The organism is Aliiroseovarius sp. M344, assembly GCF_025140835.1.
Taxonomy (GTDB): domain Bacteria; phylum Pseudomonadota; class Alphaproteobacteria; order Rhodobacterales; family Rhodobacteraceae; genus Aliiroseovarius.
The window spans coordinates 1,983,729-1,998,578 of record NZ_CP081153.1 but is presented as its reverse complement, the minus strand read 5'-3'; the positions used below and the strand labels follow the sequence as shown (position 1 = coordinate 1,998,578).

Below are 14,850 nucleotides of genomic sequence, written 5' to 3'. Positions count from 1 at the left end.
GTGAGCACATCAGTCCTCAGTCCACTCGCTTGGTGGGTTGAAAACCTGAACCAGTCCGGCCGTGCAGGTGCAGCGGGGCTTTTTGCATCTGCACAGCGACCATCTTGTCAGTTTGGGTGCCTCCGTTTTAGCCTTGTTCCAGTGGTCACGACTTTTGGGGGGCAATATGATCCTGACCAGCACCGCGGGGCAGCAAGACCTGCCGCGCTATTTCAGCAATGTGTTTGCGGCCGCAAAACAAATGAACCGCGGCCGTCTGGATTTCCTATTGCCGGACGGGCGCAGGTTTCGCGCAGACGGCGCGCATCCCGGATATGTTGCCGAGTTGCAAATTCACGACAACGACGTATTTGCCCGCCTGATCCGCGAAGGCGATCTGGGCTTTTGCGACGCCTATATTGATGGCGGGTGGTCGACGCCGGACCTGCAGGCGTTTCTGGACCTGCTGCAAGACGACAATGACGTGCTTTATGACGGGTTTCCCGCCCAGATTTTCCTGCGCGCCTATGAGCGGTTGCGTCACCTGATGAATTCCAACACCAAAAGCCGGGCGAAAAAGAACATCAGCCATCACTATGATTTGGGCAATGATTTCTACGCCCTGTGGCTGGACGACTCGATGACCTATTCGTCAGCGTTGTTTCACAGTGGTCAGGACAGCCTTGAGAAGGCGCAGGAACAAAAATACGCCTCGATGATCGCGCAAATGGGCGTGGGGCCGGGTGACCATGTGCTGGAGATCGGCTGTGGCTGGGGCGGCTTTGCCGAACACGCGGCACGTCGGGGCATCCGTGTGACCGGGCTGACCATCAGTCAGGAACAGCATGATTTCGCGGTAGAACGCATTCGAAAGGCGGGGTTGTCTGATCTGGTCACCATCAAGATGCAAGACTATCGCGATGAGACCGGGCTTTATGACGGTGTCGCGTCGATCGAGATGTTCGAGGCGGTCGGCGAGAAATACTGGCCGGTCTATTTCAACACTGTCCGCAAATGCTTGCGTCCCGGCGCACAAGCGGTTTTGCAGATCATCACCATCACCGAAAAGCGCTTTGACGTCTATCGAAAAGGCGTTGATTTTATACAGAAATACATCTTTCCGGGTGGGATGTTACCATCCAAAACTGCTCTAAAGGCAGAGGTGGAAAAAGCCGGCCTGGCATTCCGCAATCAGATCGCTTTTGGGGAAAGTTACTCGGCGACGCTAAGGCGCTGGCACGATGTCTTTAATGCGAAATGGGCGCAGGTTTCCGCGCTTGGGTTTGATGATCGGTTCAAGCGCATGTGGAATTTCTATCTGACATCTTGCGCGGCGGCATTTCATTCCGGCAATTGCGATGTTGTGCAGGTCACGTTGAAAAATCCCGAGTGAGCCTGTCATCAAGACCGTGTTTCCGACACCACAGCGCATAATTCGTGGTAAACGCGCCATAAAATGGCCATAACCCCCTGTGAGAACAGCCTCAAAAGGCCGAACGCGCAGGAGTATCAAATGCCTACAGCCGCAAAACTTGTCGCCGCTGCCATTCTGGCTGTTACGGGTTGGTTCTGTGCCGAGCTGATCAAGCCGTTGATGGAGGAAGGGCGCGATCTTTCTAAATTTGGGCCGGTTTGCGCAGCCGTCGGGCTGTTTGTCGGGTGGAAATTTCTTGGGCCGCGGGTCGACCGCCAACTTGGCGGGGTTGGAGCCAATGCGTTCACCGCAGCGTTGGTGCAAGTGGGTATCACCCTGTTTGTCTTTGCATTTTCGTTGATGCTGAAACAGAGCCTGCGTAAAGCCTATGACGGCCCGATTGAGGCTCTGCAGGACATTTTTCTGATCAGCGTCGATTTCATTCAGAAATATTTCACCGGCGAGCTGATTGCTGCGGTGCTGTTGGGGACCGGGCTTGCGTCCTGGTGCGCGACGAGAGCCGCGCGTAAATGGGGTTGATGGTGTGACCACCATGTTTTTCTATGGCACGCTGTGCCATTTACCGTTGCTAGAGCTTGTGCTGGCGGGCGAACGCTATCGCGCGCGACCTGCCACGCTGGCGGGGCACAGGGTCAGCTGGGTCAAGGATCAGCCTTTTCCAACCATCGAAACAGCCCCTGATACGGTTGTGCAGGGGCTTTTGGTGGAAGACCTTTCCCAGACGGCCACGGCGCGGCTGGATTTCTATGAAGGCGGGTTCGACTATGCGCTGAAAGACGTGCAGGTCCGCCCTGACGATGGTGATGATCCTGTTGCCGCGAAGGTTTATTTTCCAACACCCGGTGTGTGGTCGCCCGGCGCGCCATGGTCTTTGGAGGATTGGGTCGCGCAGTGGGGCGAGATGACGTTGGAAGCGGCGCGCGAGGTTATGTCCAGTTTTGGTGATCTTCCCGCCGAGGTTATCGCCCAGCGGTTTCCGATGATCCGCACCCGTGCAGCAAGCCGAATTCGCGCTCGTGCGAGCACCACACCCACCACGTTGCGCGCTGGTTTCGGGGCAGGGGATATCGATGTCCGGGCCAGCCATCGCCCTTACGCCCGGTTCTTCACGATGGAGGAACAAGACCTGTCCTTCCGGCGTTATTCTGGCGAGATGAGCGAGGTGGTGAACCGCGCGGCCTTTGTGGGTGGCGATGCGGTGATCGTGTTGCCCTATGATCCGGTCCGGGATCGGGTGATGCTGATCGAGCAGTTCCGCATGGGGCCGCATATGCGCGGTGATCCCCATCCTTGGCTTCTGGAAGCAATCGCAGGCCGCATTGATGCGGGCGAAACGCCTCAAGACTGCGCGCTCCGCGAAGCGCGAGAGGAAGCCGGGCTGACGCTCGACGGCCTGTTGGCGCTGCCGCATCACTATCCCAGCCCCGGATCGAGCACTGAGTATTTCTATACTTTCGTTGCGCCGTGCGATCTGCCAGATCACGCGGCCGGGATAGGGGGTGTCGCAGACGAGGCAGAAGACATTCGCAGCCATATCCTCCCCTTTGAAAAGTTGATGGAATTGGTGGCCAGCGGCGAGGTGGCCTGCGGCCCGCTGGTCTTGTGCGCATTGTGGCTCTCGCTGAACCGTGATGCCCTTCGTGCGGGAAGCTGACCACCGCCCCTTGAACCCCTCATTGCCAACCCCTACAGATTGTAGGGAAACCGCGACATATGGGGCAGAAGATGGATATCAAGCAGGATCTGGAAGCAACCGTTGGCAACACGCCATTGATCCGACTGAAAAAAGCGTCGGAACTGACCGGTTGTGAAATTCTTGGCAAAGCAGAGTTCATGAACCCCGGCCAGTCGGTCAAGGATCGGGCGGCGCTGTATATTATCAAGGATGCAGTGGCGCGTGGTGAATTGAAGCCGGGCGGCACCATTGTGGAAGGCACGGCGGGGAATACCGGCATCGGTCTGGCGCTGGTCGGTGCTTCGATGGGGTTCAAGACCGTGATCGTGATCCCGGAAACCCAGTCTGAGGAAAAAAAGGATATGCTGCGTCTGGCCGGCGCCGAATTGGTGCAGGTGCCAGCCGCCCCTTATCGCAATCCCAACAACTTTGTGCATTATTCGCGCCGTCTGGCCGAGAAACTGGCCAAGACCGAATCAAATGGTGTGATCTGGGCCAACCAGTTCGACAACGTCGCCAACCGCGTCGCGCATATTGAAACCACTGGCCCTGAGATCTGGGAACAGACCGGAGGCAAGGTCGATGGGTTTGTCTGCGCGGTTGGGTCGGGCGGCACTCTGGCCGGCGTCGGTATGGCGCTGCAGCCCAAGGGCGTGAAAATCGGAATTGCTGATCCGATGGGTGCCGGGCTTTACAGCTATTATACCACCGGCGAGATCGCGATGAAGGGCAGCTCGATCGCAGAAGGGATCGGGCAGGTGCGGATCACCAAGAACCTTGAAGGCTTCACGCCAGATATGGCGTGGCAAGTGCCAGATGAGGAGGCCTTGCCGATAGTCTTTGACCTGCTACAGGACGAAGGGCTGTGCCTTGGCGGGTCATCGGGCATCAATGTCGCCGGTGCTATCCGCATGGCCAACGAAATGGGACCGGGCCATACCATCGTGACGATCTTGTGCGACTATGGCACGCGGTATCAATCCAAACTGTTTAACCCTACTTTCCTGCGGGAAAAGGAATTGCCGGTGCCGGAATGGTTGGACCGTGGCCCGGTGATGCTGCCCGAGGTGTTTGAGGAGGTTGAATGACCCGCTTTCTGACGGCCAGCATTGCGGCTCTGTTGGTCTTGTTGACCGTATTTGGCGCTGCGGCGCAGGACACGGAGAGTGCCAAGGATCCGGTTGAACTGGTCTACGCCGTCACGAAAGACGGGTTGCCGGATTATCGTGCGTGGGAGCAGGCCGCGACCCGGGTCGAGCGCGCCATTGAAGCTGGCCGCGCGTCTGACGCGGTATTGGATGAGCTTCGGGCTGAAATGACCGAGTGGCGCGAATTGTTTGATGCTGCGCAGAAAGAAAACTCGGTCCGCATCGATACATTGAAGATGCAGTTGTCCACCCTTGGACCAGAGCCCGAAAACCCCGGCGCAGAACCTGCTGTTCTGACGCAACGGCGCAGCGAATTAACAGAAAAGCTGAACGCCGCGCGACTGCCGGTGCAAGAGGCCGAGGAAGCTTATTCCCGCGCTGAGGTTCTGATCCGCGAAGTCGACACCCTGCTGAGATCGCGACAAACCGATCAAATGCTGGAACTGGGGCCCAGCCCCGTTAACCCGGCACTTTGGCCGAAAGCCTTTACTGATATCAGAACCACACTGGACCTAGCGGTCGCCGAGGTGCGTAAAAACTGGGGCAGTTCTGCACAACGGCAGGATTTGCGAGATGACCTGCCGCTGACGGTGTTGTTCTTGCTGGTCGCGGTTTTTCTGCTGACGCGCAGCCGCGTGTGGATCATGCGGCTTGGCAACATGGTGCGCGAAAAACGGGATGGATCGGCACGCGGTGTGGTCGGTTTTCTTGTGTCCATCGGTCAGGTTCTTGCCCCAATGATCGGGATATTCGTGCTGATGACAGCGCTGAATCTCGCGGGTGTGCTGGGGTTGCGGGGGCAGGTGATTGCCGACCTGCTTCCATGGTTTGGCTTCAGCCTGTTCGGCAGTCTTTGGCTTGGCACCCGATTGTTCACAGCAGAAGGCAGCAGCACGCCCCTGTTTGACATGTCACGGCTTACGCATCGCACCGAAGCGCGCATAAACGTGGCCTTTTTGGGTATGCTTTTGGGACTTTGGCCAATTCTGGTCAATCTTTCGGCGCACGAGGAATACTCGAGCGGCACGTTCGCCGTCCTTGCATTCCCCGCTATTTTGGCCGGTGGCTACCTTCTTGCCCGGATCGGCCGGACGCTGCGAAAATATGTCCAAAGCCATTCGGATGGTGAAACCAGGACGTTTCGTGAACGCTTTGTCGCGTTGATCGGACGAAGCTGCGAGCTGGTGGGCTACGCATCCCCGGTTCTGGCCGCGATCGGATATACGACGCTGGCTGCGTCAATTTTGATTCCAACCATCATGACTATAGGCGTCATGGCCGTTCTCGCGCTGGTCCATGTTTTCCTGATCAACCTTTACGGTGTCCTGCGCAAGCTGAACGAAGATGAGGCCGAGCAAGCCCTGTTGCCAGTGCTTATGACGTCGATCCTAGTTCTTCTTTCACTGCCAGTCCTCGCGTTGATCTGGGGCGTTCGGGCGACCGAGTTGGTGGAACTTTGGGGCACCTTCCAGGACGGGTTCACATTGGGTGAGGCGCGGGTGACACCACGCTCTTTCCTGATATTTGCACTTATTTTTGGTGTTGGTTATGCCGTGACGCGCACCACGCAGTCCGCCCTGCGCACGTCTATCCTGCCCAAAACAAAGCTGGATAAGGGCGGGCAGAACGCCATTTCGGTGGGCGTTGGCTATGTCGGATTGTTTCTTGCGGCGGTGATTGCCATCACGTCTGCTGGCATTGACCTGAGTTCCATCGCGATCATCGCCGGTGCCTTATCTGTCGGTATCGGCTTTGGCCTTCAGACCATTGTGTCCAACTTTGTGTCCGGCATCATCTTGTTGATCGAGCGTCCGATTTCCGAAGGGGATTGGATCGAGGTGGGCGGTCAGATGGGATACGTGCGCGACATTTCTGTGCGCTCTACCCGCATCGAAACCTTCGACCGCAGCGATGTGATCTTGCCCAACAGCGACCTCGTGTCCGGCGTTGTGACAAACTACACCCGTGGCAATTCCATCGGGCGGGTGATCATTCCCGTTGGCGTGGCCTATGGCACAGATACACGCCGGGTCGAAGCAATCTTGTTGGAAATCGCCGAGAACCATCCAATGGTCACAGTCAATCCTCCGCCCAACGTCGTGTTTCAGGGATTCGGCGCGGACAGCCTGGATTTTGAGATCCGTGCGATCCTGAGCGATGTAAACTACATGATGGCTGTCAGAAGCGAGATTAATCACGAGATCGCGCGCCGTTTCGTTGAAGAAGGGATCGAGATTCCTTATGCGCAACGTGACATCTGGATACGCAATCCCGAGGCGCTGACCGGGTCAGCGCCCGCGCCCGTGGATCCAGAGGTTCCGGCCACAGCAACGACGTCAAATCGTTTGACCGCCGAAACGCTGACAGTCGACGACATGAACGGGTCTGACGCAGAAGGGGACGGCGGAGATGACTGAAGCACTGTTCCGCCAGAACGCTTATCTGTGCGACGCACGGGGCAAAGTTGTGTCCCATGCGGAGCGGGGCGTGGTTCTAGATCAGGCACTTTTCTATCCGACCGGGGGCGGCCAGCCGGGCGACCGCGGTCGCCTGTCCTGGGATGGCGGGACAATGGATGTTGTGAATACCCTTAAATCTGATGGGGACGATATCGCGCTTGTGCCTGCCGACGGCGCCACACTGCCCCCAATCGGCGCAGAGGTGAAACAGACCCTCGACTGGGATCTGCGCCTGCGCCATATGCGAATGCACACGGCGCTGCATCTTCTGTCTGTGATCATTCCCTTGCCTGTCACTGGCGGCCAAATCGGGGCCGAGAAGTCGCGCCTTGATTTCGCTATGGAAGACCCGCCCGAGGATAAACAATCGCTCGAAGACGCGTTGAACGCACTGATCGCCCGTGATTTTGAGGTCACTGAGCGGTGGATCACCGATGCCGAGTTAGAGGCGAACCCCGGTTTGGTCAAAACCATGTCCGTGCAGCCCCCAAAAGGCGCGGGTCATGTGCGTCTGGTGCGCATTGGGACGGCAGACGAACAGGTTGACCTGCAACCCTGCGGCGGCACTCATGTCCGGCGCACGTCTGAAATCGGATCAGTGTTGCTGGGCAAGGTCGAGAAGAAAAGTCGCCTGAACCGACGGTTTAATATACACTTGGCTTCGCCGTAACCTTTCAAAAACGCAGTGTATTTCCCACAATTGCGTCGAAGCACCGCCAAGGTTGGCCGCACGCCGTTTGCAGGGCGATGAGCCTGACGAATGAATGCTGGGTCAGCCGGGTTACCACCGCCAATGTTATCCAGCGGAAAATCACAATGACCGCTTGAACCCGCTTGGGTTTTTGCTGTAGCAACGCCCTCGGAGCGGTGGCCGAGTGGTCGAAGGCGCACGCCTGGAAAGTGTGTAGGCGGGGAACCGTCTCGAGGGTTCGAATCCCTTCCGCTCCGCCAGCCACTTACCATATTGCACCTGACTTTTCGGACGGCATATTGTGGCGCGGTCTTTGCGAATGGTTAGCCATGTTCTCTTATGGAGGCCTGAGTTTCCGAGCGAATAACCCTCCCAAAGCGATGCAACACTCCGTTTGGTATTCAGCGTGATATTGCATTGGGGTCGGCGTCAAAGTCGGGTAAAATTTTTGAGCATGTATCCGCTAGGCTGCTATCCTGTGTTACGGATGATTTTCCGATATGGTATTTGTCGGTGTCTGAAAGCAGGAGCACGCTATGTCCGACCGTTTCATTGCCGATTTACAAACTACGCTTGCCGGGATCGAGGCCGACGGCCTGATGAAACGTGAGCGTTTGATCACCTCTCCGCAGGGGGCGGAGATCGCGGTTGGTGGCCACGAGGTGATCAATCTCTGCGCCAACAACTATCTGGGGTTGGCCAATCACCCTGACCTGATCCGCGCGGCGCGCGAGGTGATGGACGACAAAGGGTTTGGCATGGCCTCAGTCCGGTTCATCTGCGGCACGCAGGATTTGCATCGCGAACTGGAACAGAAGCTGGCGGCGTTTCTGGGGAAGGATGACTCGATCCTGTTTGCGGCCTGCTTCGATGCGAATGGCGGGTTGTTTGAACCGCTGCTGGGGCCGGAAGATGCGATCGTCTCGGACGCGCTGAACCATGCGTCGATCATCGACGGGATCCGGTTGTGTAAGGCGCGGCGCTTTCGCTACGCCAACAACGATATGGGCGATCTTGAGGCGAAGCTGAAAGAGGCGCGCGACGGCGGGGCGCGGCATGTGATGATCGCCACGGATGGTGTCTTTTCGATGGATGGCTATCTGGCCAACCTGCCCGAGATCACCCGGCTGGCGCAGCAATATGACGCCGTAGTGATGGTGGATGACTGCCACGCGACCGGGTTTATGGGGCCGCACGGGGCAGGCACGCCGGATCACTTCGGCGTCGGTGTGGATATCCTGACCGGCACGTTGGGCAAAGCGCTTGGCGGCGCGTTGGGCGGTTATATCGCCGGGCCGCAGCCGGTGATTGACCTGTTGCGCCAACGGGCGCGACCTTATCTGTTCTCGAACGCGCTCCCGCCCTCTATCGTCGCGGCTGGGCTAGAGGCCATCCGATTGGTTGAGGAAGGCGCGGACCTTCGCACGAAGCTGTTTGAGAACGCACGCTATTGGCGCGAAGGTCTGAGCAAGTTGGGCTTCAACTTGTTGGATGGTGAGCAGCCGATCATCCCGGTGATGCTGGGCGCAGCGCCCTTGGCGCAAAAAATGGCCGCCGGGCTGTTTGACGAAGGCGTCTATGTCTCGGGCTTTTTCTTTCCAGTCGTGCCGCATGGACAGGCGCGCATTCGCACGCAGATGAATGCCGCGTTGACCAAGCAACAGCTTGACCGTGCGCTGGCCGCGTTCGGAAAAGTGGGTCGTGATCTGGGGGTGATCGCATGACCTTGCCCAACACAATGAAGGCGCTGGAGAAATCAAAGCCAGAAGAAGGGCTGTGGATGGTTCAGGCGCCGGTGCCTGAGATTGGACCCGACGAGGTTCTGATCCGCGTGAACGCCACTGGCATTTGCGGCACCGACATCCACATCTGGAACTGGGATGACTGGGCTGCGGCCACGGTGCCCGTTCCAATGATCACGGGTCACGAATTTGCCGGTGAGATTGTCGAACTTGGCCGCAATGTCACCGGGCTTGAGATCGGGCAGCGCTGTTCGGGTGAAGGGCACGTGGTCGGCACGGAAAGCCGCCAGAGCCGGTCGGGCAAGTTCCATCTGGACCCCGGCACACGGGGTATTGGCGTGAATGTGCAGGGGGCGTTTGCCGAGTATCTGCGATTACCGGCGTTCAATGTGGTGCCTCTGCCTGATGATATTCCGGATGAGATTGGGGCTATCCTTGATCCGTTGGGAAACGCGGTGCACACGGCGCTGAGCTTTGATTTGTTGGGCGAGGACGTGTTGATCACGGGTGCCGGGCCGATTGGCATTATGGCGGCGGCAGTGGCGCGGCATGCAGGTGCGCGCCATGTGGTGATCACCGATATCAACCCGGATCGCTTGAAGTTGGCCGAACATGTTTGCCGCAATATCCGCACCGTAGACGTAACAAAAGAAGACCTGCGCGATGTCATTGGCGAGCTCGGGATGAAGCAGGGGTTCGACGTGGGGTTGGAAATGTCTGGCAGCCAACAGGCGCTGGACCAGATGGTGGAGAGCCTGATCATGGGCGGTAAAATCGCGCTTCTGGGCATTCCACCCGGCAAGTCTCCGGTCGACTGGTCGCGCATCGTGTTCAAGGCGATCACCATCAAGGGCGTCTATGGCCGCGAGATGTTCGAGACCTGGTACAAGATGATTGCCATGTTACAAAACGGGCTGGACGTCAGCCGGGTTATCACTCACCGGATGAACGTGGATGAGTTCAAGGAAGGGTTTGCCGCGATGAAATCTGGTCTGTCGGGTAAAGTGGTGCTGAACTGGCGCTAGGGCCGGGCGCTATCTAAGCGGGATGGGGCGCTGTTCTTCGATCGCCTCCATGGCGAAATAGGATGTGACGGTCTCAAGTTCGATATTCCCGATCAGGCGCTTATAGACATCGTCATACCCGGCCATGTTGCTCACGACGATTTTCAGTAGGTAATCGTATTCGCCGCCGATGCGGAAAAAGTCGATCACCTCGGGGATGGCTGACACATGGTTGCGGAACTGGCGCAGCCATTCGGACGAATGGTGCCGCGTCTTGATCAGTGAAAAGACGACGAAGCCGCCACCCAGTTTTTCACGGTCAATTACCACGGTGCGATTTCGGATCGCGCCTTTGGCCTCCAACGCTTTGAGCCGCCGCCAGCAGGCATTTTGTGACAAGCCAACCTTGTCGGCCAGCGCCCGCTGGGACTGTGCGGCGTCACGCTGAAGCTCTTCGAGAATACGATAATCGAATTGATCGAATTTAGGGGTCATAAACCGATTATATGACCCACTAATTAAAATACAACGGCAAAGAACTGTGAAGAAATTTGAAAATATTGCGTCATAATAGTTTGACAAATCAGAGGATAGAATGACGGCTCTCGACAATTTCAAGGCTGCGCTGACTGGTGCAGACGTTCGTGATCAGATCCGCAAGGGGCTGATCGGTGAGAATGTACAGATCGACGGGCCGTTCGGGCCCAAACCGCTGATTTATGCCGACTATGTGGCGTCCGGGCGGGCGCTTATACAGGTCGAGGACTTCATTCGCGATCATGTGCTGCCCTATTATGCCAACACTCACACGCAGGCGTCGTTCTGCGGTGAATATATGACCAAACTTCGCGAGGCCGCGCGGGGCGAGATTGCCCGCCTGACCGGTGCGGGGCAGGGGATGAGCGTGGTATTCACGGGTGCCGGTTCCACCGCCGGGATCAACCGGATCGTAGGGTTGCTGGATCTCGCCAAAATGGTGCTGGACGGGCAGCGGGTGGTGGTTCTGACCGGTCCGTATGAGCATCATTCAAATATCCTGCCGTGGCGCGAAACCGGGGCCGAAGTGATTGAGGTTGCCGAGGCACAGGGCGGCGGTGTCGACATGAACGATTTGGCCCTTGCATTGTGGGCGGCCAAAGGTGCGGCGCGGATTGTCGGCACGTTTTCGGCGGCGTCCAACGTGACCGGTATTCTGACCGATGTGGACGCGGTGACGCGGATGTTGCGCGCTCATGGTGCGCTGGCGATCTGGGATTACGGCTGCGCTGGTCCTTACTGCGAGATGGACATGAAACAGGGCAGCGATGCCCAGAAAGATGCCATCGTGTTCTCGGTCCACAAATTTCCCGGCGGTCCAGGGTCCAGCGGCGTCGCGGTGATCCGAGATGAGATCGCCCGGCGTGCCACGCCGACCCTTCCCGGCGGTGGTACGGTCAGTTTCGTGTCGCCTTGGGGGCATGTCTATTCCGACAGCCTTGCGGAACGGGAGGAGGGTGGCACACCCAATGTGACGGGCGATATTCGCGCAGCCTTGGCGATGCTGGTGAAAGAGGCGCTGGGACAGGAATGGCTGGACAGGCGGCAAGCCGCGCTGAGGGCGCGGGCGTTGAAGGTCTGGGCGGCGAATGACCGCATTCAGGTTTTGGGTAATCCCGAAGCTGACGCGCTGCCGATCTTTTCCTTTCGCGTGCGGGACGGGCAGGGCGCGCAGATACATCACCAGTTCTTTACCCGGTTGCTCAGTGATCTGACCGGGGTGCAGGCGCGTGGTGGTTGTGCCTGTGCCGGGCCTTACGGCCACCGTTTGCTGGGTCTGGGCAAGGCCGATTCCGATGCCACCATGGCTGCGTTGGAACTGGGTGAAGAAACGGCGAAACCCGGCTGGGTGCGGCTGAACTTTTCCGCCCTGATGACAGACGAGAAGGCAGATATTGTCATTCAGGCGGTGGACGATCTGGCGCGGATCGCTCAAGATTATGCGGCACAGTATAACGTCGATACCAGTACCGCCCGGTTCAAAGCCCAAGCCTTGCCCAAGGACACGCTTGCTTCATGATACTTGTAGTCACCACCAGATAGGATCAGCCTTCTTCCCACCTGCATAACCGCGATGGGACCAGTTTAAGACTTAAAGGAAAACCGAGATGACACACGATACTGCTTCCCCGATTGACGGCCAAGGGCTGCCTGCTTTGGAGACGCGGTTGCGTGAAGATATGAGCTTCCTGTGCTGGCCGGGTAAGGACTGGGTGCCCGCGCGTGCCGGGATCAGCGATGTTGTGATCATCGGCGGCGGTATGTGCGGTATGGTGGCGTGGCTGGCTTTGAAGACCGGTGGCATTCACAACATGCGGGTGCTGGATCGCAGCCCTGAGGGGTTGGAAGGGCCGTGGTTGACCTATGCGCGGATGGAGACTTTGCGTTCGCCCAAGGAGTTGACCGGTCCGGCCTTTGGTCATGGCGCGTTGAGCTTTCAGGCGTGGTATCGCGCGCAGTTTGGCACCGAGGGTTGGGACGCACTGGACAAGATCCCGCGTCCGATGTGGATGGAATACCTACAATGGTATCGGCAGGTGTTGGACATCCCGACCGAAAACGGCGTGGCCGTCGATTTGGTTGAGCCCGAGGGGGAATTGCTCCGCCTACATCTGTCTGGTGCCGAGGAAAAATCAATCCTGTGTCGCAAGCTGGTTTTTGCAACCGGTCGTGATGGCACCGGGCAACCCAACATTCCCGGTTTTGTGCAGGGTCTGGATCGCAAGTTCTGGGCGCATAGTGCGGACGAGATCGACTTTGCCGCGCTGAAGAACAAGCGGGTGGCCGTTGTGGGCGTGGGGGCGTCAGCCGTCGATAATGCGGCCGAAGCGCTGGAGCATCGCGCGACTGAAGTGCGCCACCTGATCCGGCGCACCGAAATGCCGACCATCAATAAGATGATGGGGATCGGTTCGTTCGGGTTCACCGCTGGCTATGCCAGTCTGCCAGATGAATGGCGCTGGCGCTTCATGCAGTATTCCTTTGCCACTCAGACGCCGCCGCCGCATGGCTCGACCAACCGGGTCAGCCGCCATCCGAACGCGCATTTCCATTTCGGCAAGGCGGTGCAAACGACGGTCGAGCAGAATGGCGCAGTGAAAGTGGGCTTTGCCGATGGCACGGCCTATGAGGCTGATTTCGTGATCCTTGGCACCGGCTTCACCATTGACCCCTTGTCGCGGACCGAATTTGGGGACGCGGCCACCAATATTCTGCTTTGGCAGGATGTCTACACGCCGCCCGCGGATGAGCCGTCGCGCGATCTGGGGCGGTTCCCTTATCTGAATGACGATTTCACTTTCCGCGAAAAAGTGTCGGGCACCGCGCCGTGGCTCTCCAATGTTTATTGCTTCAATTACGGCGCTTCGGCCAGTCTGGGTAAGGTTTCGGGGGATATTCCGGGGATATCGGACGGGGCAAACTGGATGGCGCGCGAGATTGCCGCGAAGCTGTATGTCGAGGATGTCTCCGAGCATTGGCAAGCCATGCTGGATTACGACAAACCAGAGCTGGATGGCAGCGAATGGGTGCCCACCGACCTGATCACGGAAAGTGAGAAGGGGGAGGTCGCCTGATGGCGCTTGATACGACAGCGATGAGATTTTCGGGCATCTCGCCCGATGGCGACTTGGGGGCGGCTGTCGTTGGGCGCGCCAACATCTTTGAAATGACCCAGGCTGCAGAAGAGGCCGTGCTTCGTCCGAAGGATGAAGGCCCGTGGTCGCATGAATTGCGGGCGGCGCTGGCGGCACGGATCGCAAAGAAAAACGGCGAAACGGACCTTGCAGACCTTTATGCGCAAGACGCTGGCGCGTTTGGCGATTTGGTTGACCCAAGTAGTGACGGGGCCGCGCAAGGTATGGCCGAGGTCGTGGGGTTCATGGACAAAGTTGCCGCCGACACGCGCAATGTCGCCGCCGCCGACATCGCGGGTCTTCAAGCGGTTGGTGTGGCAGATGCAGACATCGTGAGGCTGGCCGAGTTGAACGCTTTTCTGGCCTATCAGATCCGGGTGATTGCTGGGCTGCGGTTGATGAAGGGAGCGTTTGCATGACCAAGGTGATCACGAAATTCACCCGCAATGTCCCGTATTGGCAGCCGCGGGTGACGCCGGTCGACCTGTCCGAAGCGACCGAGGCGCAGTTGGACGCGTTACAGGTCACCCCGTCAAACACCAAAGTGTCGGAATATGTTCTGACGCTGGCGCATGATGTGGAAAGCCTGAAGGTGCGTTCGCCGCTGTTTAATGCCATTATGTATGACAAGGGTGGGATGAGTAGGGCCGAACGGGAGTTGGGCGCGCTTGGGGCCTCGATGGTCAACCATTGCATTTACTGTGCCGCCGTTCATGCCGCGCGCCATGCGCAGCTTGAGAAATCGACCGAGGTGACGGACAGGTTGTTTCGCGATGGGGCAAAGGCGGATCTCAGTACACGCGACAGGGCGATTTTCGATTTCGCGGTGGCCTTGTCCGAAACGCCGTCACAGGCGGCGCCAAAGCATATGGACGCGCTAAAGGCCGCCGGTTTGGCAGAGGCGGAGGTGCTGGATCTGATCCTGTCGGCTGCGCTTTTTGGTTGGGCCAATCGGTTGATGCACGTTCTGGGTGATCCGGTGCGCGTGTCTGAGGGCGGCACATAGGCGCGACGAAGATAAGGTTAATGTAGCAAGATAATGGGAG

Annotated in this window: 13 protein-coding genes and 1 tRNA gene; 13 read left to right on the top strand and 1 reads right to left on the bottom strand. The window is 58.2% G+C overall.

Translation table 11 applies throughout. The annotated features are described in order from the left end of the window. Positions 1 to 166 precede the first annotated feature (166 nt). The 9 genes from K3556_RS09700 (at position 167) to tdh (ending at position 10,154) form a co-directional block, all read left to right on the top strand. Positions 167 to 1,372: an SAM-dependent methyltransferase gene (locus tag K3556_RS09700; RefSeq protein WP_260516593.1), complete on the top strand. Its 1,206-nt coding sequence runs from the start codon at positions 167 to 169 to the stop codon at positions 1,370 to 1,372. A 120-nt stretch (positions 1,373 to 1,492) separates the two neighbouring features. Then, the gene (locus tag K3556_RS09695) at positions 1,493 to 1,933 is read left to right on the top strand and encodes a TrgA family protein (protein WP_260516592.1); all 441 of its coding nucleotides are present in this window, start codon (positions 1,493 to 1,495) and stop codon (positions 1,931 to 1,933) included. A 13-nt stretch (positions 1,934 to 1,946) separates the two neighbouring features. Next, the gene (locus tag K3556_RS09690) at positions 1,947 to 3,068 is read left to right on the top strand and encodes an NUDIX domain-containing protein (RefSeq protein WP_260519220.1); all 1,122 of its coding nucleotides are present in this window, start codon (positions 1,947 to 1,949) and stop codon (positions 3,066 to 3,068) included. A gap of 71 nt (positions 3,069 to 3,139) precedes the next feature. Further along, a complete protein-coding gene (locus K3556_RS09685; RefSeq protein WP_260516591.1) occupies positions 3,140 to 4,177 on the top strand; it encodes a cysteine synthase A in 1,038 nt (345 codons plus the stop codon). Then, the gene (locus K3556_RS09680) at positions 4,174 to 6,654 is read left to right on the top strand and encodes a DUF3772 domain-containing protein (protein ID WP_260516590.1); all 2,481 of its coding nucleotides are present in this window, start codon (positions 4,174 to 4,176) and stop codon (positions 6,652 to 6,654) included. The genes K3556_RS09685 and K3556_RS09680 overlap by 4 nt, the downstream gene beginning before the upstream one ends. Next, the gene (locus tag K3556_RS09675) at positions 6,647 to 7,366 is read left to right on the top strand and encodes an alanyl-tRNA editing protein (RefSeq protein ID WP_260516589.1); all 720 of its coding nucleotides are present in this window, start codon (positions 6,647 to 6,649) and stop codon (positions 7,364 to 7,366) included. Before K3556_RS09680 ends, K3556_RS09675 begins: the two co-directional genes overlap by 8 nt. A 191-nt stretch (positions 7,367 to 7,557) precedes the next feature. Next, positions 7,558 to 7,647, top strand: a tRNA-Ser gene (locus K3556_RS09670). A 276-nt stretch (positions 7,648 to 7,923) separates the two neighbouring features. Continuing rightward, on the top strand, positions 7,924 to 9,111 hold the full coding sequence (locus K3556_RS09665; RefSeq protein WP_260516588.1) for a glycine C-acetyltransferase: 1,188 nt from the start codon (positions 7,924 to 7,926) through the stop codon (positions 9,109 to 9,111). A 14-nt stretch (positions 9,112 to 9,125) separates the two neighbouring features. Further along, positions 9,126 to 10,154, top strand: coding sequence for an L-threonine 3-dehydrogenase (tdh, locus tag K3556_RS09660; RefSeq protein ID WP_260519219.1), 1,029 nt, complete (start codon positions 9,126 to 9,128; stop codon positions 10,152 to 10,154). A 9-nt stretch (positions 10,155 to 10,163) separates the two neighbouring features. Here tdh and K3556_RS09655 read toward each other — a convergent pair whose 3' ends face one another. Then, positions 10,164 to 10,628, bottom strand: a complete 465-nt coding sequence (locus K3556_RS09655) for an Lrp/AsnC family transcriptional regulator (RefSeq protein WP_260516587.1) — start codon at positions 10,626 to 10,628, stop codon at positions 10,164 to 10,166. 100 nt (positions 10,629 to 10,728) lie between these two features. Between K3556_RS09655 and K3556_RS09650 the strand changes: the two genes are divergently transcribed. The 4 genes from K3556_RS09650 to K3556_RS09635 all read left to right on the top strand — a co-directional run bounded on the left by K3556_RS09650 (position 10,729) and on the right by K3556_RS09635 (position 14,810). Further along, the gene (locus K3556_RS09650; RefSeq protein WP_260516586.1) at positions 10,729 to 12,189 is read left to right on the top strand and encodes an aminotransferase class V-fold PLP-dependent enzyme; all 1,461 of its coding nucleotides are present in this window, start codon (positions 10,729 to 10,731) and stop codon (positions 12,187 to 12,189) included. 88 nt (positions 12,190 to 12,277) lie between these two features. Then, the gene (locus K3556_RS09645; protein WP_260516585.1) at positions 12,278 to 13,744 is read left to right on the top strand and encodes an FAD-dependent oxidoreductase; all 1,467 of its coding nucleotides are present in this window, start codon (positions 12,278 to 12,280) and stop codon (positions 13,742 to 13,744) included. Then, positions 13,744 to 14,223: a hypothetical protein gene (locus K3556_RS09640; protein WP_312847255.1), complete on the top strand. Its 480-nt coding sequence runs from the start codon at positions 13,744 to 13,746 to the stop codon at positions 14,221 to 14,223. The genes K3556_RS09645 and K3556_RS09640 overlap by 1 nt, the downstream gene beginning before the upstream one ends. After that, positions 14,220 to 14,810 carry a peroxidase-related enzyme gene (locus K3556_RS09635; RefSeq protein WP_260516584.1) on the top strand — a complete coding sequence of 197 codons (591 nt, stop codon included), beginning with the start codon at positions 14,220 to 14,222 and terminating at the stop codon, positions 14,808 to 14,810. Before K3556_RS09640 ends, K3556_RS09635 begins: the two co-directional genes overlap by 4 nt. The last annotated feature ends 40 nt before the right edge of the window (positions 14,811 to 14,850 follow it).